Source organism: Mucilaginibacter rubeus (genome assembly GCF_003286415.2).
Classification (GTDB): Bacteria; Bacteroidota; Bacteroidia; order Sphingobacteriales; family Sphingobacteriaceae; genus Mucilaginibacter; species Mucilaginibacter rubeus_A.
In genome coordinates this window covers 3,236,028-3,259,032 of the sequence record NZ_CP043450.1, presented here as the reverse complement: position 1 = coordinate 3,259,032, position 23,005 = coordinate 3,236,028, and the positions used below count along the sequence as shown (strand labels likewise).

General features: G+C 43.5%; 19 protein-coding genes. 13 read left to right on the top strand and 6 right to left on the bottom strand.

Annotated elements, in window-relative coordinates; genetic code table 11:
- Positions 1-13 precede the first annotated feature (13 nt).
- From DEO27_RS12830 to DEO27_RS12805, 6 genes are all read left to right on the top strand, one after another.
- Positions 14-856: a glycosyltransferase family 2 protein gene (locus DEO27_RS12830; RefSeq protein WP_112565440.1), complete on the top strand. Its 843-nt coding sequence runs from the start codon at positions 14-16 to the stop codon at positions 854-856.
- A 48-nt stretch (positions 857-904) separates the two neighbouring features.
- Positions 905-2,026 (top strand): XrtY-associated glycosyltransferase XYAG1, encoded by a 1,122-nt coding sequence (locus DEO27_RS12825; RefSeq protein WP_112565443.1) that lies wholly within the window; start codon positions 905-907, stop codon positions 2,024-2,026.
- 107 nt (positions 2,027-2,133) lie between these two features.
- Positions 2,134-3,051 (top strand): NDP-sugar synthase, encoded by a 918-nt coding sequence (locus tag DEO27_RS12820; RefSeq protein ID WP_190295400.1) that lies wholly within the window; start codon positions 2,134-2,136, stop codon positions 3,049-3,051.
- A 30-nt stretch (positions 3,052-3,081) separates the two neighbouring features.
- Entirely contained in the window at positions 3,082-4,398 is a 1,317-nt protein-coding gene (locus tag DEO27_RS12815) for a UDP-glucose dehydrogenase family protein (protein WP_112565446.1), read from the top strand.
- Positions 4,395-5,378, top strand: a complete 984-nt coding sequence (locus DEO27_RS12810) for a UDP-glucuronic acid decarboxylase family protein (protein WP_112565449.1) — start codon at positions 4,395-4,397, stop codon at positions 5,376-5,378. The genes DEO27_RS12815 and DEO27_RS12810 overlap by 4 nt, the downstream gene beginning before the upstream one ends.
- Before the next feature lie 202 nt (positions 5,379-5,580).
- Complete coding sequence (locus DEO27_RS12805; protein ID WP_112565452.1) at positions 5,581-6,666, top strand: mannose-1-phosphate guanylyltransferase; 1,086 nt, start codon at positions 5,581-5,583, stop codon at positions 6,664-6,666.
- A 120-nt stretch (positions 6,667-6,786) separates the two neighbouring features.
- On the opposite strand, the gene DEO27_RS12800 is transcribed toward DEO27_RS12805, so the two are convergent.
- The 4 genes from DEO27_RS12800 to DEO27_RS12785 all read right to left on the bottom strand — a co-directional run bounded on the left by DEO27_RS12800 (position 6,787) and on the right by DEO27_RS12785 (position 10,608).
- Positions 6,787-7,881 (bottom strand): SGNH/GDSL hydrolase family protein, encoded by a 1,095-nt coding sequence (locus DEO27_RS12800; RefSeq protein WP_112565455.1) that lies wholly within the window; start codon positions 7,879-7,881, stop codon positions 6,787-6,789.
- 386 nt (positions 7,882-8,267) lie between these two features.
- Complete coding sequence (locus DEO27_RS12795; RefSeq protein WP_112565458.1) at positions 8,268-8,591, bottom strand: hypothetical protein; 324 nt, start codon at positions 8,589-8,591, stop codon at positions 8,268-8,270.
- A 38-nt stretch (positions 8,592-8,629) separates the two neighbouring features.
- On the bottom strand, positions 8,630-9,562 hold the full coding sequence (locus DEO27_RS12790) for a cation diffusion facilitator family transporter (RefSeq protein ID WP_112565461.1): 933 nt from the start codon (positions 9,560-9,562) through the stop codon (positions 8,630-8,632).
- Between the two features lie 5 nt (positions 9,563-9,567).
- Positions 9,568-10,608, bottom strand: coding sequence for an AI-2E family transporter (locus tag DEO27_RS12785; protein WP_112565464.1), 1,041 nt, complete (start codon positions 10,606-10,608; stop codon positions 9,568-9,570).
- A 357-nt stretch (positions 10,609-10,965) separates the two neighbouring features.
- Here DEO27_RS12785 and DEO27_RS12780 point away from each other — a divergent pair, with 357 nt between their 5' ends.
- Genes DEO27_RS12780 through DEO27_RS12770 form a run of 3 tightly spaced genes read left to right on the top strand, consistent with a single transcriptional unit; the run spans position 10,966 to position 15,741 of the window.
- Positions 10,966-12,204 (top strand): MFS transporter, encoded by a 1,239-nt coding sequence (locus DEO27_RS12780; protein ID WP_112565467.1) that lies wholly within the window; start codon positions 10,966-10,968, stop codon positions 12,202-12,204.
- An 8-nt stretch (positions 12,205-12,212) separates the two neighbouring features.
- Positions 12,213-13,067 carry an ROK family protein gene (locus tag DEO27_RS12775; protein WP_190295399.1) on the top strand — a complete coding sequence of 285 codons (855 nt, stop codon included), beginning with the start codon at positions 12,213-12,215 and terminating at the stop codon, positions 13,065-13,067.
- A gap of 13 nt (positions 13,068-13,080) precedes the next feature.
- Entirely contained in the window at positions 13,081-15,741 is a 2,661-nt protein-coding gene (locus tag DEO27_RS12770; RefSeq protein ID WP_112565473.1) for a glycoside hydrolase family 2 protein, read from the top strand.
- A 144-nt stretch (positions 15,742-15,885) separates the two neighbouring features.
- On the opposite strand, the gene DEO27_RS12765 is transcribed toward DEO27_RS12770, so the two are convergent.
- Positions 15,886-16,818, bottom strand: a complete 933-nt coding sequence (locus DEO27_RS12765; protein ID WP_112565476.1) for an AraC family transcriptional regulator — start codon at positions 16,816-16,818, stop codon at positions 15,886-15,888.
- 153 nt (positions 16,819-16,971) lie between these two features.
- Here DEO27_RS12765 and DEO27_RS12760 point away from each other — a divergent pair, with 153 nt between their 5' ends.
- The gene (locus DEO27_RS12760) at positions 16,972-18,474 is read left to right on the top strand and encodes an aldehyde dehydrogenase family protein (protein ID WP_112565479.1); all 1,503 of its coding nucleotides are present in this window, start codon (positions 16,972-16,974) and stop codon (positions 18,472-18,474) included.
- A gap of 89 nt (positions 18,475-18,563) precedes the next feature.
- Positions 18,564-18,938, top strand: a complete 375-nt coding sequence (locus DEO27_RS12755) for a DUF779 domain-containing protein (RefSeq protein WP_112565482.1) — start codon at positions 18,564-18,566, stop codon at positions 18,936-18,938.
- 260 nt (positions 18,939-19,198) lie between these two features.
- On the opposite strand, the gene DEO27_RS12750 is transcribed toward DEO27_RS12755, so the two are convergent.
- Positions 19,199-20,431 (bottom strand): alpha/beta hydrolase-fold protein, encoded by a 1,233-nt coding sequence (locus DEO27_RS12750; protein ID WP_190295398.1) that lies wholly within the window; start codon positions 20,429-20,431, stop codon positions 19,199-19,201.
- A gap of 178 nt (positions 20,432-20,609) precedes the next feature.
- On the opposite strand from DEO27_RS12750, the gene DEO27_RS12745 reads away from it, so the two are divergent.
- Together DEO27_RS12745 and DEO27_RS12740 are read left to right on the top strand one after the other, a co-directional pair.
- A complete protein-coding gene (locus tag DEO27_RS12745) occupies positions 20,610-21,302 on the top strand; it encodes a hypothetical protein (protein ID WP_112565488.1) in 693 nt (230 codons plus the stop codon).
- Positions 21,303-21,403: 101 nt separating this feature from the next.
- Positions 21,404-22,945: an MFS transporter gene (locus DEO27_RS12740; RefSeq protein ID WP_112565491.1), complete on the top strand. Its 1,542-nt coding sequence runs from the start codon at positions 21,404-21,406 to the stop codon at positions 22,943-22,945.
- The last annotated feature ends 60 nt before the right edge of the window (positions 22,946-23,005 follow it).

The following is a 23,005-nucleotide window of genomic DNA, read 5'->3' as shown; positions in this document are numbered from 1 at the left end:
TAACACTCGTAAGATGGAATTGACCTCATCAACCTTAATTACCGCATTAATTTTAACTAAAAACGAAGAACCTAATCTCAAGCGGGTTCTCGACAGGTTAACCTGGCTTCAACGGGTTGTTATTCTGGATAGTTTTAGTACTGATGCTACATTAGACATTGCTAATTCCTATCCCAACGTTGAAGTTTTTCAACGCAAATTTGATACACATGGCAACCAGTGGAATTACGGGCTTTCATTACTTAAAAGCAAATGGGCGTTAACACTTGATGCCGATTACGTACTTACGCCGGAGTTTATACAGGAAACCCAAAACATTATCGCCAATCCGCAAAATGAAGCCTACGAGACCACGTTCAGGTTTTTAGTTTTTGGAAAGAAGCTTTCCGGCGATAATACAACGCCCCGCCCTGTTTTATTTGACATTAATAAATGTATTTATTACGATGATGGGCATACCCAGCGTTTAAAAATTAACGGGTCTACTGGTATGTACAAATCGTATATCTTACATGACGACAGAAAATCGCTGTCGCGCTGGTTAAGTAACCAGGATGGCTATGCTATTAAAGAAAGTAAAAAACTGGTTAATGAACCGACGTCAGAAATGCCTATAAGCGGCAAAATCCGTAAAACAAAGGTGTTAGCCCCGTTTTTGGTTTTCTTTCATTGCCTGTTTGTTAAAAGGCTGATCTTTAACGGCTGGGCTGGCTGGCACTATACGCTTCAGCGAACCATGGTTGAGATATTGCTCGCTATCCGATTGATTGAAGATGAAAAGCTTGCCGAAAAGCCCGAGTCCGTGCCAACTTTGAGTATCGTTCCGGACGATTTAAAATCCAACTTGGTTAAATAATCTACAATGAGTGCATATTTGCGCTTTCTATATATCTAATACTACCTTATGAAGATACTGCACATTATACCTGCTTATAAACCTGCTTACGGATACGGAGGTCCAACGGAATCTGTATCGCGCTTGTGCGAAGGGTTAGCGGCTAACGGGCATGATGTTGATGTTTATACCACCACTGCCAATGGCAAAACAGAACTGGATGTAACGCCCGGTGCCGTGACAAATGTAGAGGGGGTTAACGTAACTTACTTTAAACGCATTACCGGCGATCATACGCATGTAAGCCCTACCTTATGGCGCATGCTTTTCAAAACGGCTAATCATTATGATGTGATCCATATCCATTCATGGTGGAGTATTTTAAGTGTGGTAGCTGCACGGATTGCCTTATTCAGTAAAACCAAAGTGATCCTTGCGCCCCGCGGTATGTTGAGTGAGTACGTATTTGAAACCGGAAACAGTGGTTATAAAAAATTGATCCATAAGTTTGGCGGGCGCAGAATTTTGAAGAAATGCGTATTGCACGCTACCGCCCAGTCCGAATATGTTGAATGCCGGAAATTGATCCCCGGGTGGGAAGGTTTTGTTTTACCCAATATTTTATCGTTACCCGATATTGAGATAAAGGAAATAGATAATGAGTGCTTCACGGTTATTTTTATGTCGCGCATTCACCATAAAAAAGGACTTGAAAAATTGTTTGCAGCCATAAGTCAACTTTCGTTTGACCTGAAACTGGTTATTGCCGGCGATGGTGACGAAACCTACGTTCAACAACTGAAACAACTTGCTGATGAGCTGAAGATAGTTTCAAAAATTGAATGGTTAGGCTGGGTAAACAGGCAGGAGAAATTTGAACGCCTCAACCAGTCGGACTTGTTTATTCTGACATCCTTAAATGAAAACTTCGCTAACGTCGTAGTCGAGTCTTTACACATGGGTACTGCCGTTTTGATCTCCGAAAATGTAGGTCTTTCTGATTTTGTTAGCGAGAACAACCTCGGTTGGATTTGCACATTAGATACCGACAGCACTATAGAAAAATTAAACGAAGCATACCTTGGGAAACAAAAATTAGATTATATCCGCAAACATGGCCGCGAAATTATCAGGACAACATTTCATGAGCAGGTATTGATTGCGAAGTACTACGAGGAGTATTTAAAATAGCCCTCTTTTCTTTCAACTATTTACCATTCAGGTAAACATCACCATATTTCTTTTTGGTGAGCATATATTCTTGTATCTATTAAAAACTAAAAATCAAATTGAAAATTATGAAACCAACCTTACTCATTCTGGCGGCAGGTATGGCCAGCCGTTACGGCAGCATGAAACAAATTGACGGTTTTGGCCCTAACGGCGAAACCATTATTGATTATTCTATTTACGACGCGATTAAAGCGGGCTTTGGAAAAGTATGCTTCATCATCCGCGAAGAATTTGCCGATAATTTTAAAGCCATATTTGAACCTAAGTTACAGGGGCTTATTGAAACCGAATATGTTTTTCAAAGCTATGACCTAACGCCATTCGGTATCGATAAAACTATTGAGCGTGCAAAACCATGGGGTACTGCTCATGCTGTTTTGGCAGCACGTGACGCGGTAAAAGAGCCATTTTGCGTAATTAATGCCGATGACTATTACGGCTATGATGCTTTTGAAAAAATGGTTGAGTTTTTAACTACTGAGGTTGCAGAAGATCAATATTCATTGATCGGATACCAGATCAACAATACCCTCTCTGAAAATGGTTCGGTATCTCGCGGGGTATGTAAGGTAGATGAAAACGGTAACATGGTACAGATAAATGAGCGTGCCGAAGTTTATTTTAAAGAGGATGGCGGCATAGCCTACAAAGATGAGACCGGCGAACACGATTTACCGGCTGATACACGAGTGTCGATGAATTTCTGGGGTTTTACACCGGCTGTGTTTGAGCAAAGCAAGCCAATGTTCACCAGGTTTGTGCAGGCCAATGAGGATAAGCCTAAAGCCGAATTTTATATTCCGCTGGTTGCTGATGAGTTGATTAAAACGGGAGCTGCAAGCTTTAAAGTTATCCCAACTAAATCAAAATGGTTTGGTGTTACTTATGTAAATGATAAGGACATTGTTAAGGAGAGCATTTCAAAGCTGGTTGAAAGCGGAACCTATCCGTTGAACCTCTGGAATGATGTTTTAGTAAAGTAATCTAACTTAAAAACACATAAATAGTAAAATATGAAGATAGCAGTAATTGGTACTGGCTATGTTGGTTTGGTAACGGGAACCTGTTTGGCCGAAACAGGGAATGAAGTAACCTGTGTAGATATAGTAGAAGAAAAAGTAAACAAGATGCGCAATGGCGAGATGCCGATCTATGAGCCGGGTCTTGATATTTTATTTTTACGGAACATTAAACAGGAGCGGTTAACCTTTACCACCGATCTGGCCGAAGCGATAGCACCGGCAAAGGTGATCTTTTTAGCCTTGCCAACGCCACCGGGGGCCGATGGTGCGGCAGATTTGAGCTATGTACTTGGCGCGGCTAAGGATATCGCCAAACTGATCACCGAGTATAAAGTGATCGTGACCAAATCAACCGTACCGGTAGGCACGGCAGATAAAGTGACCGCGGTAATGAAAGCCAATACAGATGTACCATTCGCGGTAGTATCCAACCCTGAGTTTTTACGCGAAGGTGTAGCGGTAGAAGATTTCATGAAACCGGACAGGGTAGTAATAGGTACCAGGGATGAAAAAGCCCGCCAGGTGATGGGTGATTTGTATGCCCCATATGTACGCCAGGGTAACCCGATCCTGTACATGGACGAGCGCTCATCGGAGCTGACCAAATACGCCGCCAACTCGTTTTTAGCTACCAAGATCACGTTCATGAACGAGATTGCCAATATGTGCGAGCTGGTAGGAGCAGATGTAGACATGGTGCGTAAAGGCGTAGGTGCCGATGCCCGTATCGGCAAACGTTTCCTGTTTCCGGGTGTAGGTTACGGCGGCAGCTGCTTCCCTAAAGACGTGCAGGCCCTGTCAAAAGCAGCCGAAGAAAATAAATACGACTTCAAGATCCTGAACTCGGTGATGGAAGTGAACGAAACGCAGAAGAAACGCCTGGTGGTAAAAATGCGTGAATATTATGGCGAAGGCGGCCTGAAAGGCAAACACTTCGCGCTGTGGGGCTTAGCTTTCAAACCGGAAACCGACGATATCCGCGAAGCACCGGCCTTGTATATCATTGATGAGCTTTTAGCAGCAGGAGCTACAGTAACCGCTTATGACCCTGAAGGTATGCCAAACGTAAAAAAACTGCTTGGCGATAAGATAGGTTATGCTACCAACCGTTATAACGCGCTGGAAGAAGCAGACGCGCTGCTGATCGTGACCGAATGGCCGGTATTCCGTACCCCGGATTTTGACTTCATGAAAGAAAAGCTGAAATCGCCGGTGATCTTTGACGGACGTAACCTGTATGACCTGGACAGGATGAAAGACCATGGATTTTATTATAACAGCATAGGCCGTAAAACAGTAGCAATATGACAGAAAGAAAAAGGATCCTGATCACGGGTGCTGCCGGCTTTTTAGGCTCGCACCTGTGCGACAGGTTTATCAAGGAAGGTTATCACGTGATCGGGATGGATAACCTGATCACGGGCGACCTGAGGAATATCGAACATTTGTTCAAACTGGAGAACTTTGAGTTTTATAACCATGACGTATCCACGTTTGTGTATGTACCGGGCGATCTGCATTACATTTTGCATTTCGCGTCACCGGCCAGCCCGATCGACTATTTAAAAATCCCGATCCAGACTTTAAAAGTAGGTTCACTGGGTACCCATAATTTGCTGGGACTGGCCCGGAACAAGAAAGCCAGGATGCTGATCGCCTCAACATCAGAAGTATACGGCGACCCGAATATCAGCCCGCAGCCGGAAGAATACTGGGGTAATGTAAACCCGGTAGGTCCGAGAGGGGTTTATGATGAAGCCAAAAGGTTCCAGGAAGCCATCACCATGGCTTACCACACTTTCCATGGTGTAGAAACCAGGATCGTGAGGATCTTTAACACCTACGGGCCAAGGATGCGGCTGAATGACGGCAGGGTATTGCCGGCTTTCATCGGTCAGGCACTGAGAGGCGAACCGCTGACGATGTTTGGCGACGGTTCACAGACCAGGTCATTCTGCTATGTAGATGATTTGATAGAAGGTATCTACAGGTTGTTGTTGAGCGATTATGCCCAGCCGGTAAACATTGGTAACCCGGATGAGATCACGATCAAACAGTTTGGTGAGGAAATCATCAAGCTGACCGGAACCGATCAAAAGCTGATCAGCCTGCCATTGCCTACAGATGACCCGAAACAACGTCGTCCGGATATTACCAAGGCCAAAGCCATATTGGGCTGGGAGCCAAAAGTATCCAGAAGCGAGGGTTTGAAGATCACGTTGGAATACTTCAAGTCGTTACCTGAGCAGGAAATACACCATAAAGACTTTTCTTACTACAATAAGTAAAAGTTTTTAAAATCAAATGGTACAGTGATTTCGCTGAGCGTATCACTGTACCTTAAAGAAATTGTAACTCCCCAACCCTAAACTTGAGTTACAAATCAAAAACGTAGCAATAATCAATAAGCTGCACCATTCCTGCACGCAGGCTTTGTATCAAAGCCAATCATGTACAGTTTAATTCAGTTAACCAACATTAAAGTAAAGCATGAACAAAAACTATTACGCGATAATTTTAGCAGGGGGTATCGGAAGCCGGTTTTGGCCAATAAGCCGTACATCGCACCCCAAACAATTTATAGATATTATTGGCAGCGGAAAAACATTGATACAGGATACGTATCAGCGGCTTTCCAAAACATGCCCAAAAGAAAACATCTTCATATTAACTAATGAAAACTATACCCAACTGGTAAAGGAGCAGTTGCCGGATATAACAGATCAGCAGATCCTGACTGAACCCGTAATGCGAAATACCGCTCCCTGTATAGCTTACGGATGTTTTAAGATAGAAAGCCTGAACCCGGACGCGGTAATTGTTGTAGCTCCTTCCGATCAGCAGATCCTTGATGAAGACGCCTTTGTAGGCTCGCTCGAAAAATCATTGGAGACCGCTGCAGAACACCAATGCCTGGTAACGTTGGGTATCAAGCCGTCAAGACCGGATACGGGTTACGGCTATATTCAATATACAGACGCTGTTATAAACAATGATTTTCATAAGGTAAAAACCTTTACCGAAAAGCCAACCCTTGAGGTTGCCAAAAGCTTTATTCAAAGCGGCGATTTTTTATGGAACGCGGGGATTTTTGTTTGGTCGGCCAGGGCGATAGTGCAGGCATTTGAAACCTATATGCCCGATCTGCACAATATTTTTGCTGATGCACGGCCGGTGTACAATACAGAAAATGAAGCCACTCACATTAACCAGGCTTATCACCACTGTGTTAATACATCTATCGACTACGGTATTATGGAGAAGGCGGATAATGTTTATGTATTGCCATCTGATTTTGGTTGGAGCGATCTGGGAACCTGGGCATCTATATATGAATTGTCCGAAAAGGCTGAGGCCGGCAACGCGGTAATCCCAAACGAAAAGGTGATCATGTATAACTCATCTGATTGTATGGTAAATATGCCCGACGGTAAGCTGGTGATACTACAGGGTTTAAACAATTACATAGTAGTCGAAGCCAACAATACGTTACTTATCTGCCCCCGCGATCAGGAGCAAAGCGTAAAACAAATTGTTGCTGATGTGAAAAGCAGGTTTGGCGTGGAGTATGTTTAATCCAGGAAAGATGTTCAGGCAATAGCGAACGATCCCTCTTTTAATAACCGATAAGGTAATAAGGCTGTTTTCGAAAGATAACAGCCTTTTTTGTACCTGTACTATTCGTTCGCCAAACAACTACTGTTTTAGCAAACCGGCAAAAAACGGTTTAAGTTCTTCCGCTAAGATTTGATGATCGGCTACGCTTGGGTGCCCGGAACAACCATGAGCCTCCATCGGTTCAAAAAAGAAAGTTGCAACAGGCCTGTCTTTCGGATAGGTGGTGTCAGCAGTGGCTTTTATCCTGCTTAAACATCGTTGTAATATCTCCCTTGAGTTACCTTTAATCATCGGACTGGAAAGCAAGGCAATTTGAGCTTTTGGATATTTGGATTTAACCAGTTGTACAAACTTTACATAGTCGTTAACAAATCGTACGGTATCAAATGGGGCTCTTGCACTACCATCGCCATTACTCATATCATTAGTGCCTAAGGCAATGCTTATAATTTTAGGCTGATAGGTTTTAAAATCCCATTTCAACGAATCCTTTTCCTGAAAATTTGCGTTTTCGTATACCAGCGGCATCGAAGGAGAATCCCTGTTCCAGGTGCGGTAAACGCCGATACCGCTAACGCTTGATAAAATAAAATTGACATTTAATGCTCTTGCTACCCTTGGGCCATAAGCCATGTAGGCATTATGATGGTCCTGGTAATCACCGGTTCCGCATGGAATTTCCGAATCGTCAGCTGCCGCTCCGCAGGTAATACTATTACCTATAAATTCTATTAACGGCAGTTTGGGAGCAGATAAACTTTTAACGCCTTCGCCCGCGACCTTTGAAAATAGCAAAGCACCGCTGGTTGCTTCCGTTGCTTTATAAATCCAGATACGATGTGAACCTATGCTATTGGTCTTAATGATAATTGGCTCTTTTAAGTTTCCGTCAACCCTGATCCTTTTTTGATAAATCCCGTCAAGTTCATATTGTAGGTAATTATGACCACCGGCATCCGCAATGCTTACATATATCGCGCACTCATTCCCCTTAAAGCTAAAGCCAAAGTGAGCACCTGAAGTAATAAGCGCTAAGTTATGCTGATTATTGATGAGCGTACGCCCGATAGGTTGCAGATCAGCCGCGTAAATAGTATCAACTTTGGTTTTCGCATGGCTATGCAGTGAGCAAAAGATAAATAAGATAAAGGTAGACAGTATGCTGTTTTTCATCGCATCACAAGATTACCAATATCAGTTCATGAAACCAAATCCCTGAAATTTATCAATATAAATTGCTGTAAAAGTATCAGCCTAATGTATAAGGTAAATAATCTAAGTGGTGAAAGGACAGATGTTTATTTTTTGTTACGATGTGCTTGTTCTTTCGTTGCTCACCTTGTTCAATTCCCCGTAGGGGATACCTGTTTGTAGCAATAGCAAAAGAATAGATTGTGATTTTTGCGCCGTAGGTGCTACCCTTTTCGACATTGTTTTTTTAACTGTCGGGTAGCACTTACGGCGCAAAAGCCTTTGATAAAGATATGTTACAAACAGGTAGCACTTAACGGCGCAGCATTGGTGAAGTTAGGTTGCCGGAAAAAATGAAGTGCCAAAAACTACTGCTGGCTTTGCTGATATTTGTAATGTAAATTCTTTAAGGTTTCGATGGTCGCTTCATCTGTAGAAATGCCGTAGCCTGTTACCAATGTGCCTTTAGTACCGCCGGTTGAAGCGAGTGCATAAACGATTGCTTCATCTGCAGGGTCAGAAGGACCTTCATAACGGTACAGGTCAACTATTTCAAATTCGCTTACCGGGAATGTTTCTGCACCGGCTTTCAGATGATCCCCTTCAAGACTAAACTCGTGGGTATAGCCTTGTTCTTTTAATTTGCTTATTGCTTCGGTTACTGTGGCGTAATGAAATTTTTGCTCTTGCATCAGGTAGGATGTTTAGTTAAGTTGTAGCTAATATACAATTAAAGTACGCTGCCTGTTTCAGTAATTTCTGCCGAAAATGTTTCAGGCTGTACCAAAACAAAACGTACCAGGCTAAACTCATGCTTAATACAATCGCGGATGCGGTCTATCGCTTCGTTGATTTGTTGGGTGTCGAGATCTTCCTTAAAAGCGACGATCAGCATTAGTATAATTTCATCAGGCGATTGATAGGTTGATAGCATGTGCATCACTTTTAAAACGGCACTGTCGCGTTCAACCAATGCTGTGATTTTTATCCTCGATTCGGATGAAATCCCTTCACCCATCAACAAGCTTCGGCTTTCGCGGGCTAATATAGCCGAAACGGCAACCAATATCAGACCAACCAATAAAGACGCTATGCCATCAAGTACAGGAATGTTATAACGATGGTTCAGGAACATGCAGATTCCAACAATAAAAAGCCCTGCAACAGCCGCGCTGTCTTCAAACATTACCAAAAAAGTTGATGGGTCTTTGCTTTTCACTACGGCATCCCACCAGGTTTGATCGCCCCGGATCGCGTTAAATTCTTTCAGGGCTATAATGAGCGATGAACCTTCAAATATGATAGATAATCCCAAAACGATATAGCTCATGGTAGGGTCGCCGAGTTGCTCAGGCTCGCGGATGTGTAAAATGCCCTGGTAAATGGACAGCCCTCCGCCTAAACCAAATATCATAATAGAGACAATGAACGACCAGAAATACAACTCCTTTCCATACCCAAAAGGGTGCGTTTTGTCTGGCTCTTTCCGGCTACGGTAAAGGCCGAACAATAACAGCAATTCATTGGCAGTATCAACCAGCGAATGGATCCCTTCAGAAATCATTGATCCGCTTCGCCCGATAACGCCCGCTATGAATTTGGTTATCGCTATAAGCAGGTTGGCGATGAGCGCGCTGTATATCGATTTTTTTGATGAGGCCATGTTGCTCAATGGGCTATTACTTCAGCATCGCCAAGTTTTTTTACATATAGTTCATCCACCAAAATTACAATGATGGCTACAATTGGCACTGCGAGTATAATGCCCAGCACACCCGAAAGCGTTCCCATTACCACCTGGCTAATGATGGTTAATGCAGGTGGGAGGTTAATCATCCGGTTTTGAACTATGGGCACAACAATATTGCTCACAATAGTTTGCGACACCACGTAAATTAACGCTACTATGATAGCTGTGTTGGTACCAACGGTAAGGGCAAGCAGTACGCCCGGTATCATGGCTATCACCGAACCTAAATTCGGGATGATCTTCAGCATGCCTGCAAACAAAGCCAGTATTAAAGCCGCCGGGATCCCCATAATGCTTAAACCGGTTGTAAGCAACACGCCCAGTAGTACCATGGACAGCAGCATCCCCTTAAGCCAGCCTTTCAACGAAAGACTGATCCTGTCCATAATATCCTGCCCTAATGGCTTTTTCTTATCTGATAGCAGCATTAAAATACCATTCTTATAAACATCGGGATTAGTAGTAAAAAAAATACTGAGAAACAGGATGATATAAATATCACCCAGTACCCCAAAACCCGTACTGAAAAAATGCTGAACAGTAACTACCACCTTATCCGGGTCATTGTCGCCCGAAAAATAATCAAGTATCTGCTGCCCGGTTGGGTTTGAGGCCACCTTGGCTTTAAAGTTATTAACTGTATGCGGTAACGTATCTTTTAATAATGCTATCTGGTGCTGTATGGTGGTGCCCATCAGGTAAAACAGCCCTATCAAAATTAAAAATGAACCTACTACCGATATGATCATGGCGTATCTTCTGCGCATTTTAGTGTTGCGCTCAATGAGGTCGCCAAGGCCGTGAAAATAAGTGGCAATGAGCGCGCCGGATAATACCATCAGCAGTACGTTGAATGCTACTCGTGCTACGAGTATCACCACAACCAACAGGGCAACAATGGCAACGGTATGCCATACTTTTTCAATGTAGGTAAGTTCTTTTTCTTTTTTTGGGGTCATAAAGCAGGTGTTTGTTCCATAAACACATTAATAAGCCTTAAATGTTTTGATTGGAAACAATTTAAGGTTAAGGGGATGTTAAGAGTTCGGGGCGAAGAAGCGGGGAATGTGCGATTCCCCTCTTGAGAGGGGCGGAGGGGTGTGTTACTATTTTTGAAAATCAATCGCAGAAACACACCCCTGCTACCGCACATTCTTCCGCGCCCCCTCTCAAGAGGGGAGTTTTGAAATTGACTTCTTAAAATACTTTAAAAAGAAAGTGTAACAATTTAAATAAGTTTTTGTAAAATTATCCAGCCAACGGATTTTTAACGATATTTAGTTAATACCGAACCAAAACCATAACCCTCTCAATTGATGAAGAAAAACTACTACATCGTAACGCTGATCATGCTTACGTTTTTTGTTATTTCATTTTTAACCAATATCATAGGCCCGTTATCCCCCGAGTTTATCAGGGATTTTAAATTGAGCGATGCGATGGCCGGCTTATTGCCCTTCGCGTTTTTTATCGCTTACGGGGTAATGTCTATTCCGTCGAGTATGCTGGTTCAAAAGTATAACGAAAAAGCTATCATGGTAGCGGCCTTTGTGGTGGCGTTTCTGGGTTCGTTGTTACTTGCTGTTTATCCTAACTATTTAACTGCCATATTATCCTTGTTTTTAATTGGCTGCGGTATGGCCATGTTGCAGGTGGTGATCAACCCGCTGCTCCGTACATCTGGCGGGGAGGAGAATTATGCTTTTACATCGGTGCTGGCGCAATTGATATTTGGCGGGGCATCGTTTGTTAGTCCCCTGGTTTACTCTTACATGGTTAAAAATATGGGAAGCAGCAAAGGCGGGATTTTTCCGTTACTTGAAGCACATGTACCTGCAACTATGCCCTGGATCTCGTTGTACTGGTTATTCGCGGTGATTTGCCTGGCCATGTTTGTGATCATGCTGATATCTAAATTTCCGAAGGTTGAACTGGCACATGATGAAAAAGCCGGACCCTGGAAAACACACGTCGATCTGTTTAAAAAGCCGGTTGTGATAGCCTATTTCATCGCGCTGTTTTGCTACGTTGGCAGCGAGCAGGGGGTATCTTACTGGATGTCGCAATTTTTGTTTGAATATCACAAGTTTGATCCGCAAACTACAGGCGCCAACGCGGTAGCCTACTTTTGGGGATTGATGACAGCCGGCGGGATCCTGGGCTTGTTTTTACTTAAACTGATGGATAGCCGTAAATTACTGGTGATCTTCACTATCCTGGCGCTTATCTTCCTGTCTCTGGGTTTATTCGGCGGCCCGCAAACATCATTGTATTCATTTTCAATAGTTGGGTTCTTCATGTCGGTGATGTATCCTATCATATTTTCGCTGGCGCTAAGTTCTGTTGCCGAAGATCACGGTTCCTTTGCTGGGATCCTGGTTACGGGTATTATTGGTGGCGCGGTTGTTCAGTTATTGATAGGCGGATTGGGCAGTTTGTTTGGCTTGCGCCAAGGCATGTTTTTCCTGTATATCACATTTGGCTATATGCTGAGCATCGGATTTTGGGCTAAGCCATTGGTAACTAACAAAACTATTTTTGATAATAAAGCATAAACATATACATGAGCAACATAAAAGTTATAGGTATTGACCTGGGCGCTACCAATATTCGCGGCGCTGTGGTTAGCAATAATGTAATTGGAAATATCGCATCGCAACGAATTAAAAGCGATGGCAGTGTAGAGGATGTGCTGAACGATATTTATACCGTTGTTGATGCCCTTTTACTAAATGATACCGCCAGCGCTATCGGCATAGGTGTACCCAGCGTTGTTGATGTGGCCGAAGGTATTGTTTATGATGTGCAATACATTCCGTCATGGAAAGAAGTTCCCTTAAAAAAACTAATGCAGGAGCGTTATAATATCCCGGTATATGTAAATAATGATGCTAATTGCTTTGCCGTGGGCGAGTTATATTTTGGCAAGGGCAAAAATGCTGATAGCATGGTTGGCGTTACGCTTGGCACAGGTTTGGGCACCGGCATAATCGCCAATGGTAAATTGTATGCAGGCCACAATTGCGGTGCCGGCGAGATTGGGCTATTCCCTTATATCGATAACATTCTTGAATACTATTGTAGTGGCTCGTTCTTTAACAATGTGTACGGATTGGATGGCGTACAGGTATTTAAGGATGCACAGGCAGGAGATGAACAGGCGTTAAAGTTATATGCGGAGCTGGGTACTCATGTAGGTAATGCAGTTAAAATGGTAATGTACGCTTATGACCCCGAGTTGATCATTCTTGGCGGCTCTGTAAGCCACGCTTTTGAATATTTTAAGGAAACCATGTGGCAGCAGGTAAAAACATTTGCCTATACCAAAACGCTTGAACGCATTAAAATAGAGATCTCCGAATTGCAAAACAGCGGTATTGTGGGCGCAGCTGCCTTGTATTACGATAACCAGAAATAAACCTATATCTACCATGAAAAGAATATTATTAATGTCGGCAATGTTTCTGTTTAGCGCAGGAGCATTTGCACAGGGGCGACAGGAAAATTTTAACCTGTTATTGAAAGATGACTGGCAAATGCAATCGGTAGTTACAGCACCTGCCGCCGCTACAGAGATCTCGAAGGAGAACTTTAACACACAAGGCTGGTATAAGGTAAGTGTGCCCTCTACCATTTTAGCGGGCTTGCTGGCTAATCAGGTTTATAATTTCGATCCGTTTATGGGCAAGAACCTCGAAAAACTGGCCGATCCTAAATTGGATAAACCCTGGTGGTTCAGAAGAGAGTTTAACCTCCCTGCTGCCGAAAATGGCAAGAATGTGATCTTGCGCCTGCATGGCATTAACTACAAAGCCAACGTTTGGTTCAATGGTGTTAAAATTGCCGATTCAACCAAAGTTAAAGGCCCGTACCGGATCATCGACCTCGATCTGACCAAAAACATCAATTACACCGGCACCAATACGCTGGCAATTGAGGTATTAAGGCCATTTACTCCTAACAAACGCGACGGCGACCTGGCCATTGATTATGCCGACTGGATCCCGTACCCGCAGGATTATAACGGTGGTATCATCAATAATGTAGAGGTAAAAACATATAATAAAGTAGGTGTGAAGTTTCCGCTGGTTACTACTGATTTCGATCTGCCTTCACTTGCGGTTGCTCATTTAACTGTAGATGCTCAGGTAACCAACTACACCAATAAAGCTCAGGACGCGGTAATTAAAGGTAAGATCAACCAGAATATCTCCTTCGAAAAAAAGGTACATCTGCTGCCCAATGAATCAAAAAATATAAACTTTTCGCCGCTTGAATTTAAACAGCTTAATGTTAAGGATCCATCTGTCTGGTGGCCTTGGCAGTATGGTAAACCCAATCTTAACCGGATTGAAGTTGCCGCTGTGGTTGATAAAAAGTTAAGCAACTCGGTATCCGAAAATTTTGGTATCAGGGAGTTTACATCAAAAATTATTGATGATAACCAATCGCGCGAGTTTATTATAAATGGAAAGCCTATCATGCTGAGAGGCGCGGCCTGGTCGCCAGATATTTTCCAGCGCCGTTCTGCTGAAAGGCAGGAGCAGGAAATCCGCCTGGTGCGTGATATGAATATGAACATCGTACGCTCCGAAGGTAAAATGGAGGATGATAATTTTTACGATCTGTGTGATAAATATGGCCTGATGGTTATGAACGGCTGGATGTGCTGCGGCACCTGGCAACATCCCGAAAAATGGGATGCCGCAGAGCGTAAAGTGGCTATGGCATCAGATAGCAGCGTGATGTACTGGCTGCGCAACAAGGCCAGTTTGTTTGTATGGCTCAATGGCAGCGATATGCCACCTACAGATACTTCGGTTGAGCGCGATTACCTCGAGATTGAAAAGCAACTGAAATGGCCTAACCCGCTGCTGGCAACCGCAAACGAAAGCAAATCGAAAGTATCGGGTTACAGCGGGGTGAAAATGGCCGGCCCATATGAGTGGGTGCCCCCAATTTACTGGGAAACCGATGCCACTAAAAAGTTTGGTGGTACTTACAGTTTTGCTACCGAAATTTCGCCGGGCCCGTCAATACCGCCTTACGAAAGCCTGATCAAATTTATTCCGAAAGATTCATTGAACGTAACCTCGGCCGATTGGAATTATCATTGCGGTACTGGTTCATTTGGTACAACAAAGGTTTTTACCAAAGCGCTTTATGGCCGTTATGGCGAAACGTCATCCATCAAAAATTATGTAGCCAAGGCACAGGCCCAAAACTATGAAGCACACCGCGCCATGATGGAAGCTTATGGTTTAAATAAATACCAAACTGCTACAGGCGTGGTTCAATGGATGCTAAGCAACCCATGGCCGGGACTGATCTGGCATACTTATGATTACTACCTGTATCCTGCCGGTACTTATTTCGGTATGAAAAAGGCTATGGAGCCTTTGCACGTATTGTATTCATATAAAACAAACGAAGTAGCTGTGATCAATTCGTATCTGAAAACATTCAGCGGGTTAAAAGTTAAAGCTGATGTTTATAACCTGGATGGAAGCAGCAAGTTCAGCAAAACGGTAACCGCCGATATTGGTGCCGATGCCTCGAAAAGGTTATTTGCGCTGCCTGCCATTACAGGTTTATCAGATACTTATCTGCTACGCCTTGAGCTGAGCGATAAAAGCGGCGAAACCAAAAGCATTAATTGGTATTGGCTCTCCAAAAAAGGCGACGAGCTGAACTGGAAAAAGTCAAACTGGTTTACCACGCCGCAATCTGCCTATGCAGATTATTCGGCATTGCAATCGCTTCCTAAAACAAAGCTAACTGTTAGCCAAAGCAACAAAGTTGGGAGTGATAGTACTTCGTACGCTGTAACTATAAAAAATACTGGTAGTGCTGTGGCTTTCTTTGTTCATTTACGTGCTTTAAAAGGCCAGGGTGGTGATGATATTTTACCGGTAATTTTCAGCGATAACTATATTTCATTGGCTCCCGGCGAAAGCAGGATCATTAAATGTACTTACAGCAATAAAAATGCAGATGGTGCAGCGCCTTATTTATTAACCTCGGCCTGGAACCTGGATATAGCCGGAAGCAGTGGCGAAGGTGGTTTTGAGGATGGGGTGCCGAAGGAGTAAACAGTGAATAAATAGCTTTGGCCCCTCCACCCCTCTTGAGAGGGGTGGAGGGGTGTGTTTCAGTAAGCGACCATAATGCAGTAGAAACACACCCCTGCAGCCGCACATCTCATCGCGCCCCCTCTCAAGAGGGGATTTTTCTCTTTAATTCAAATGCCCGCCCCGTAATTTAGCCTTATAACAACTCGGCGTTATACCTTCAATTTTCTTAAAGGCGCGGCTAAAGTAGTTGAGGTTATTGAATCCGGCTTTAAAGCAAGCTTCAGAGATACTGTTATTGGGGTTGTTCATCAGTTGCTTCGCTAATTGCAAGCGTTCCTTGATGATATAATCAACCGGCGAAATTCCAAGCTCATGTTTAAATGCCCGGAAAAAGCTGGCTTTGCTCATGAAGGCCATCTGGCTTAGTGCATCAATATTGAGCTTATCGCTCAAATGTACCCTGATGTATTCCAGCACATAGGCAAATCTGCTGCTGCTTGATAGCTCATGCAGGTTGTCGCTTACTTCATGCAGATTTTGCATTTGCATAATGCGGATGAGTAATTCCTTTAAAGTCAGATTAGCCAGTACATCTTTAGTTAATGCGTCGCCGGTACTTATACGGATGAGTTTGTTGATGAGCTGGGCAAGTTCGTGATTATTAAAAAAGTGGAACTGGTTATAATTCAGCTGCCAGATCTTTTTATCTTCTCTCGGATAGTTTTCGTTTAAAAAATCAAGTGTATTGCTTATTTCCTGGTGGTTGATGGCAAGGGCAGTACATTGCGATGGCTGATTGATGCTGGCCTCCGGGAAATCAATTTTCATGGTAATATTCGGCGGAACTATAACCGTTTCACCGGGCAGGTAATCAAAACCCGGCTTATCAAACAGGTGCATTACCTTTTTGCCGCGCAACATACTGGTAATTACCAGGTCGCTGAAGGTTAAGGGCACAAGTTCGCTGCGCTGAAACGTTTCAAAAACATTGAGCTCGCACTGGTTCATGGTGTAAGCCTTGCGGTTTTCAACCAGGGTGTTCAGTTCTTTTCCGTGCGATAGGCTTAGTGGAGATAACAGGATTTTGTTATTCATAGCCGTTTATAATTTAAGCCAAATTAGGCATACTTATCCTCAATAACAAGCCGCTGCAAAAAATGCGACCATTGTGCTACCATTTGAGAGCATAATACAAATGCCTTACAGCGAGCTAACTCTACATTAGCATTACCAAAAAACATAAAAATTATGAGCGCTGTTTCTAAACCATCCTTTAAGGATAAGTACGACAATTTTATTGGCGGCAAATTTGTTCCGCCAGTTAAAGGCGAATATTTTGACAACATTTCGCCTATTGACGGTAAGGTGTTCACCAAAGCCGCACGATCAGGAAAGGAAGATGTTGAAATGGCTTTAGACGCCGCGCATGCCGCATTCCCAACCTGGGGCAAAACATCGGCTGCTCACAGGGCATCGTTACTGAATAAGATTGCTGATATTATAGAGGCTAACCTGGAGCAATTGGCTGTTGTGGAGTGTATTGATAACGGCAAAGCCATCCGCGAATGCCGCGCGGCCGATTTGCCACTGGTGATCGATCACTTTCGTTACTTCGCTGGCGTAATCCGTGCCGAAGAAGGAGGAATTTCCGAACATGACGAATATACTGTAAGCATTTGTTTAAACGAGCCGCTTGGCGTTGTAGGACAGATCATCCCCTGGAATTTCCCCTTGCTCATGGCTACCTGGAAAATTGCTCCCGCTCTGGCTGCCGGTAATTGCTGCGTGGTTAAACCGGCCGAGCAAACTCCGACATCTATCATGGTGCTGATGGAATTGATTCAGGATGTTTTGCCTCCTGGCGTTTTAAATATCATCACAGGTTTTGGCCCTGAGGCAGGTAAGCCGCTGGCTTCATCACCAAGGGTTGCAAAAGTTTCTTTCACCGGCGAAACTACAACGGGAAGGTTGATCATGCAGTACGCCTCTGAAAACCTGATCCCTGTTACTATGGAGCTGGGTGGTAAATCACCAAACATCTTCTTTGAATCGGTTGCTGATGCCGATGATGAATTTTTTGATAAAGCGGTAGAAGGGGCTGTGCTGTTTGCCCTTAACCAGGGAGAGGTTTGTACCTGCCCGTCGAGGATCCTGGTGCATGAAAACATTTATGACAAATTTATGTCGAAGGTGATTGAGCGTACTAACGCTATTATTATGGGCAATCCGCTTGACAGCAATACCATGATGGGCGCGCAAGCCTCTAACGACCAATATGAAAAAATTCAGTCATACCTTAAAATAGGTAAAGAGGAAGGTGCGGAAGTACTTTGCGGCGGCGAGATTAAAAAGTTAGATGGCGAGCTGGAAGGCGGCTACTATATTCAGCCAACCTTGTTTAAAGGCAATAACAAGATGCGCATTTTCCAGGAAGAGATTTTTGGCCCGGTGGCTTGTGTAACAACATTTAAAACCATTGAAGAAGCTATCGCGATAGCAAATGATACACTATACGGCTTAGGTGCAGGGGTGTGGACCCGCGATGCCCACGAACTTTACCAGGTGCCCCGTGCTATACTGGCCGGTAGGGTTTGGGTAAATAATTATCATGCTTACCCGGCGCACGCGCCATTTGGTGGCTATAAAAAATCAGGTTTTGGTCGTGAAAATCATAAAATGATGCTTGGCCATTACCGTCAAACTAAAAACATGCTGATCTCATATAATAAGAACAAGCTGGGATTTTTTTAGTCCCGGCTTTTACCGATCCCCGTTCTTAAACTTACGAAGTTTTTGAAACTTCGTAAGTTTTTACACATCGTGACAACTAATCTATTAAAATGATCAAAAGAGTAACCATAACCCCGGCAGCTTCGGGGCTGATAGCCGAACTCAAATCGCGTTTTGGTGAATTGATGTTTCATCAAAGCGGCGGTTGTTGTGACGGCTCATCACCCATGTGCTTTGAAAAAGGCGAGTTTAAACTTGGGGGTAGCGATGTAAAAATAGGAGAGGTTGATGGGTGCGAGTTTTGGATGAGCAAAGATCAGTTTGAATACTGGCAGCATACCCAGCTGCAGCTTGATATAACCAAGGGGAGGGGTTCAAGCTTTTCCATAGAGATCCCCACCGGGTTCAGGTTTATGATCCATTCCAGGTTATTTACCGATGATGAGCTGAAGGATCTGGAGCCTGTTGGCTTTATTGAAGATTGATATTAAAGTATTGTCATTGCAGAGAACGAAGCAATCCGGAACTGTTCAGGCCGGAATCTGCTCATCGGTGATTGCTTCGTGCAATGGCTTAAGAGAAACTACGTTGAATCAAGTAGGCTTAAGGGCAAAATAATATTCCATCACGTCATTGCGAGGCACGAAGCAATTTCTAACTGTGCAGAGGGATGTGCATAGCCTCTCCACTAATCGGAGATTGTTTCGTTACTCGCAATGACGTGATTTTTACAGATAGCAAAAAATTACTTCGCTGCCTGTACTTTATCCAGCTTGTCCATGATCTCTTTGGTGTACTTGATGGATAACGCTTTTTTGAAATACTTTTCGGCATTGGCATTATCGCCCCGCGCTAAAAAGCAATCACCTATGCTATCGTAAACATTAAAGTTTTTGGGGTAGTTATCTATATTCACCTGGAAAAACATCGCCGCTTTTTCATAATCCTTTTGTTGTAAAAAGGCATATCCTATACCGTTCATTTCAGCCTCGGGCGGGTGCACGGTGTACCCCCTTTCTTTAGACATCAGGCTGTAATGTTCATCTATCATTTTCCTTAATTGAGCGCCACTATATTGTTTGTCGAAATATTGATTATAAGGCTGGTTTCGGGGGAAACGATTGTTTTTGAAGATGAATCTTAATCCATCATATTCGGCATTGATAGGGACAGAATTATGATCATCGTCAGGGTAATACTTCTTTGCCCATTGCAGGTTGTTGGTTTTATTGAGGGTAAGGTTATCAGCCAGTTTCATGATCGACCGGATATGGTGTGATATCCCGGATGTGTCCCGTTTTACCTGCACGGTATCCATGCCGGGGTTCATAGTATTGGCAAAGCCGAGGAACAGTTTTTTGCCACTAAAATTCTTTTGTTTAAAGATTGCTGTAGTTTGCTTCAGTAAATTATCATTATCATAAAACATACTCGGGTCGATAGCTATGTAAGCGTTGAAAACCTGCGGATGTTTCAATAGTATATTGATTGCGGTTAAGCCTCCTAACGAGTGACCAATCATAGTACGGTAAGGGGCGGTAGAATATCGCTTATCTATGTATGGGATCAGTTCGCTTTGTATAAAGGAAGCAAAGTTTTCGCCCCCGCCTGATGACTTATCCATAGCAGTGTTAGTAGGGGTAAGATCGCGTGTACGGTGATGCGGTGTATTCAAAATACCAACAATGATCATTTGCGGAAGTACGGTATTTCCGGCTGTAGCGCTAAGTTCTTTAACCATGGTAACCAGCGACATAAAATGATCATCGGCGTCTAAAACGTACAAAACCGGGAACTCCGGTTTTGAAAAGTAATTGGTATCGTATCCAGGAGTATACACCCAAAGCGGTCGGTTTTCTTTCAGGATGTTGGAATAAACGGTATCAATCCGCCCTAAAACTATGGGTTGTTGCGGTGGCTGGGCCTTTAGCAGGTATGCTATTGTAAGGTGAAAGAGTATCAGGATAAGCTTTTTCATGTGGCTGTTGATTTGTTGATTCAATATTACTGCAACATTGCCCACGGCGGAATTAAATGTGATGAATGCCTCCATTTATGTGATGGAAATAATTCGGACTACCTGTTCGTTTTAAAAGGAGCGAAAACATGTATTAACAGGTTTTTGTTAGTCCTTACATCATCTATAAATAATTGCCGTGCTGAATACTTATAATACCGCCCGTAAAAAAAATAGTTTAACCAGGTTCGAGAAAGTGATCTTCGGGTTAATAACCGTGTTTACCGCCTTGGCTATCGTGCTGTTTTTTACCAATAAGGCATATTTTGAAATGATCTATAGCGCCGATGGGGGATTTTTCGGATATGTCACTGTTTTATTATTGCTGGTGATCTTTGGCGTTTCAGCAGTATACCTCATCAGGCTTTCCCGCTACCGCAGTATCCAGTTTTGTATCGTTTTTATTTTAGCCGGGGTAGTGAGCTTGTTTTTTATCGCCGAAAAAATGAGCCATCTGCCCGATCTGCTTCATCTCTCCACGCATAAACTTTTTAAAACTAACACCACCATATTACGCGCAAACGCAAGCGGGATAATGAAGATTAATGAAGTTGGACAAATTGCCCTGCATTGGGTTTTGATAGCCGCTGGAGTTTTTTACTTCATGGTACTTCCCTTTATATACCGGAGCAACTTCAGGGCTAAGCGGTTTATTGATAAAATTGGTATTCCTATTCCGCATCGTAACCACGTTATAGCCATAATTGTATTATTGGTATTGACAGTTTTATTTTCTGTCGTAAATCAGTCGGAAGTATTACCGCTTAACCTTTCGGCTATATTTTTGACGATACTCTTTTGCCCGGAAAATATTGGTGTTTTCAGGCGGTAGTCATTTTTTAACGCTCCTTTATTTTATTGTTTTGCAGTGTACTTAATCCGATCATTTACTGCAACTTTGCAATAAACGCACCAGTTAAAACCTTATAGAATATGGCTACAGTTTCATTGGGCAGCCCTGCGGGTAAATGGATCATGGTTTCTGCTATACTGGCTTCGGCTATGGCTTTTATTGATGGTACAGCGCTCAATGTAGTGCTGCCGGCCCTGCAACAAAGCCTTAATGCCAAAGGTGCCGATCTGTTCTGGATCCTGAATGCTTACCTGCTGATGCTGGCCTCGCTGATTTTAATAGGAGGTTCATTGGGCGATAAGCTGGGGCGCAAGAAGATCTTTATGATCGGGATCTTCATTTTTATAACAGGCTCGGCGCTTTGTGGCTTTTCGCCGGGTGTATTTTATCTTATTGTTTTCAGGGTTATACAGGGAATTGGCGGCGCGTTAATGATCCCGGGGAGCCTTTCGCTTATTTCATCTTCTATAGATGCTAAGGAAAGAGGGAAGGCTATTGGTACCTGGTCGGCCATTACCACCGTGGTTACCATGGGCGGACCGGTACTTGGCGGCGCATTGGCCGATGCAGGCTTGTGGCGATATATCTTCTTTATCAATGTACCGATTGGAATAGTTGCCCTGCTCATTTTGTGGCGTAAAGTTGCCGAAAGTAAGGACGATCAAACAGATCAATCCCTTGATCTCCCTGGCGCTATCTCGATTGCTTTAGGCCTTGCATTGCTTACGTTTGGTTTTTTACGGATGCCCGCAGTTGGTTTCAATAACTGGCAGGTTTACGGGGCGTTGAGTATAGGGTTGTTGTTGCTGTTGGGTTTTATTTACATAGAAGGAACAAGTAAACACCCCATGATGCCCCTTACCCTGTTTAATAATAAAACCTTTAGCGGGATAAATCTGCTTACCTTTTTTCTGTATGCCGGTTTGGGCGGCGGGATGCTGTTTATGTCGTTAAACATGGTGCAGGTGCAGGGATATAGTCAACTGCAATCGGGGTTAACGTTTTTACCTTTTACTGTGCTTATGATCTCTATTGCACGTTATGCCGGAGTCATCGCCGATAAAAAAGGCCCACGTTTATTGCTAATCATTGGTCCGGCACTGGCGGGTACCGGCTTGCTGATGCTATCATTTATCAAGCAAACCGCAGGTCCGTCTGATTACTGGACAAGTTTCTTCCCGGGGGTGCTTGTTTTTGGCTTTGGTATGTCATTGACGGTAGCGCCGCTTACGGCTACGGTTATGGGTTCGGTGAGCGACCACTTTTCGGGTACCGCGTCGGGTATTAATAATGCTATGACGCGCATTTCAAATGTCTTTGCCAATGCCATTTTCGGCGCACTTGCAGTTTTGTTTTTTTCTGGCGCTATGCAGGGCGAGATGAAGAAGCTTTCTCTAAATGATAAAGATAAAAAGGCTGTTATGGAACAATCGGCAAATTTGGGGAATGCGAAAGTACCAGCCAATATTGACGGAGCCAATAAAAAGGCAGTAGAGACTGCCTATCACAACGGATTTATTTCAGCTTATGGCAATATCATGCGTATCTGTGCTGGCTTAGGATTTTTAGGCGCGCTGATGTCTGTTATTTTTATCAGGAATAGTGTAGTTAAAAAGGAGTGATTGTCCTAAAGGGAGATGGATCACATGCGTCTACCTTTAGGACAATTTGAATACATTGCA

Bases quoted from the DNA above. Each gene is read 5' to 3' on its own strand.
- DEO27_RS12830 (WP_112565440.1), top strand. From the start codon at position 14: ATGGAATTGACCTCATCAACCTTAATTACCGCATTAATTTTAACTAAA.
- DEO27_RS12825 (WP_112565443.1), top strand. From the start codon at position 905: ATGAAGATACTGCACATTATACCTGCTTATAAACCTGCTTACGGATAC.
- DEO27_RS12820 (WP_190295400.1), top strand. From the start codon at position 2,134: ATGAAACCAACCTTACTCATTCTGGCGGCAGGTATGGCCAGCCGTTAC.
- DEO27_RS12815 (WP_112565446.1), top strand. From the start codon at position 3,082: ATGAAGATAGCAGTAATTGGTACTGGCTATGTTGGTTTGGTAACGGGA.
- DEO27_RS12810 (WP_112565449.1), top strand. From the start codon at position 4,395: ATGACAGAAAGAAAAAGGATCCTGATCACGGGTGCTGCCGGCTTTTTA.
- DEO27_RS12805 (WP_112565452.1), top strand. From the start codon at position 5,581: ATGAACAAAAACTATTACGCGATAATTTTAGCAGGGGGTATCGGAAGC.
- DEO27_RS12800 (WP_112565455.1), bottom strand. From the start codon at position 7,881: ATGAAAAACAGCATACTGTCTACCTTTATCTTATTTATCTTTTGCTCA.
- DEO27_RS12795 (WP_112565458.1), bottom strand. From the start codon at position 8,591: ATGCAAGAGCAAAAATTTCATTACGCCACAGTAACCGAAGCAATAAGC.
- DEO27_RS12790 (WP_112565461.1), bottom strand. From the start codon at position 9,562: ATGGCCTCATCAAAAAAATCGATATACAGCGCGCTCATCGCCAACCTG.
- DEO27_RS12785 (WP_112565464.1), bottom strand. From the start codon at position 10,608: ATGACCCCAAAAAAAGAAAAAGAACTTACCTACATTGAAAAAGTATGG.
- DEO27_RS12780 (WP_112565467.1), top strand. From the start codon at position 10,966: ATGAAGAAAAACTACTACATCGTAACGCTGATCATGCTTACGTTTTTT.
- DEO27_RS12775 (WP_190295399.1), top strand. From the start codon at position 12,213: ATGAGCAACATAAAAGTTATAGGTATTGACCTGGGCGCTACCAATATT.
- DEO27_RS12770 (WP_112565473.1), top strand. From the start codon at position 13,081: ATGAAAAGAATATTATTAATGTCGGCAATGTTTCTGTTTAGCGCAGGA.
- DEO27_RS12765 (WP_112565476.1), bottom strand. From the start codon at position 16,818: ATGAATAACAAAATCCTGTTATCTCCACTAAGCCTATCGCACGGAAAA.
- DEO27_RS12760 (WP_112565479.1), top strand. From the start codon at position 16,972: ATGAGCGCTGTTTCTAAACCATCCTTTAAGGATAAGTACGACAATTTT.
- DEO27_RS12755 (WP_112565482.1), top strand. From the start codon at position 18,564: ATGATCAAAAGAGTAACCATAACCCCGGCAGCTTCGGGGCTGATAGCC.
- DEO27_RS12750 (WP_190295398.1), bottom strand. From the start codon at position 20,431: ATGAAAAAGCTTATCCTGATACTCTTTCACCTTACAATAGCATACCTG.
- DEO27_RS12740 (WP_112565491.1), top strand. From the start codon at position 21,404: ATGGCTACAGTTTCATTGGGCAGCCCTGCGGGTAAATGGATCATGGTT.